This is a genomic window from Vibrio genomosp. F10 str. ZF-129 (assembly GCF_000287055.2).
Taxonomy (GTDB): domain Bacteria; phylum Pseudomonadota; class Gammaproteobacteria; order Enterobacterales; family Vibrionaceae; genus Vibrio.
In genome coordinates, this window is record NZ_AJYQ02000032.1 from 1 (window position 1) to 1,764 (window position 1,764).

1 rRNA gene is annotated in these 1,764 nt (G+C 50.7%); it reads right to left on the minus strand.

Annotation, left to right across the window (positions count from 1 at the left end):
• Nucleotides 1–12: 12 nt before the first annotated feature.
• Nucleotides 13–1,557, minus strand: a 16S ribosomal RNA gene (locus A1QO_RS04790).
• Nucleotides 1,558–1,764: the final 207 nt, after the last annotated feature.

The following is a 1,764-nucleotide window of genomic DNA, read 5'->3' on the forward strand; positions in this document are numbered from 1 at the left end:
AAAATCATCGTATAAGGAGGTGATCCAGCCCCAGGTTCCCCTAGGGCTACCTTGTTACGACTTCACCCCAGTCATGAACCACAAAGTGGTGAGCGTCCTCCCCGAAAGGTTAAACTACCCACTTCTTTTGCAGCCCACTCCCATGGTGTGACGGGCGGTGTGTACAAGGCCCGGGAACGTATTCACCGTGACATTCTGATTCACGATTACTAGCGATTCCGACTTCATGGAGTCGAGTTGCAGACTCCAATCCGGACTACGACGCACTTTTTGGGATTCGCTCACTATCGCTAGCTTGCTGCCCTCTGTATGCGCCATTGTAGCACGTGTGTAGCCCTACTCGTAAGGGCCATGATGACTTGACGTCGTCCCCACCTTCCTCCGGTTTATCACCGGCAGTCTCCCTGGAGTTCCCGACATTACTCGCTGGCAAACAAGGATAAGGGTTGCGCTCGTTGCGGGACTTAACCCAACATTTCACAACACGAGCTGACGACAGCCATGCAGCACCTGTCTTAGAGCTCCCGAAGGCACACCTGCGTCTCCGCTGGCTTCTCTAGATGTCAAGAGTAGGTAAGGTTCTTCGCGTTGCATCGAATTAAACCACATGCTCCACCGCTTGTGCGGGCCCCCGTCAATTCATTTGAGTTTTAATCTTGCGACCGTACTCCCCAGGCGGTCTACTTAACGCGTTAGCTCCGAAAGCCACGGCTCAAGGCCACAACCTCCAAGTAGACATCGTTTACGGCGTGGACTACCAGGGTATCTAATCCTGTTTGCTCCCCACGCTTTCGCATCTGAGTGTCAGTATCTGTCCAGGGGGCCGCCTTCGCCACTGGTATTCCTTCAGATCTCTACGCATTTCACCGCTACACCTGAAATTCTACCCCCCTCTACAGTACTCTAGTCCAACAGTTTCAAATGCAGTTCCGAGGTTGAGCCCCGGGCTTTCACATCTGACTTATTGAACCACCTGCATGCGCTTTACGCCCAGTAATTCCGATTAACGCTCGCACCCTCCGTATTACCGCGGCTGCTGGCACGGAGTTAGCCGGTGCTTCTTCTGTCGCTAACGTCAAGAGATAAGCGTATTAAGCTTACCCCCTTCCTCACGACTGAAAGTACTTTACAACCCGAAGGCCTTCTTCATACACGCGGCATGGCTGCATCAGGCTTTCGCCCATTGTGCAATATTCCCCACTGCTGCCTCCCGTAGGAGTCTGGACCGTGTCTCAGTTCCAGTGTGGCTGATCATCCTCTCAGACCAGCTAGGGATCGTCGCCTTGGTGAGCCATTACCTCACCAACTAGCTAATCCCACCTAGGCGTATCCAATAGCACAAGGCCCGAAGGTCCCCTGCTTTGCTCCAAAGAGATTATGCGGTATTAGCCATCGTTTCCAATGGTTATCCCCCTCTACTGGGCAACTTCCTAGGCATTACTCACCCGTCCGCCGCTCGACGCCGAAGTAGCAAGCTACTTCTCGTTTCCGCTCGACTTGCATGTGTTAGGCCTGCCGCCAGCGTTCAATCTGAGCCATGATCAAACTCTTCAATTTAAGATTTTGTCGGCTCAACGAATACTGACTTCAAAACTAATCTTCATGTAAACATGAAGATGTAACTTTAAAGCTATTATCTTTCCAACAGAAAGATAATGAATTGACTGTGCCAAATAACTGCAAGCAGTTATTCGTATTGGTCACTCAGTTCATTGAAACCAAAGTTGTTTCCGAAGAAACTGTTTTTACTGCTCTTTATAAAAA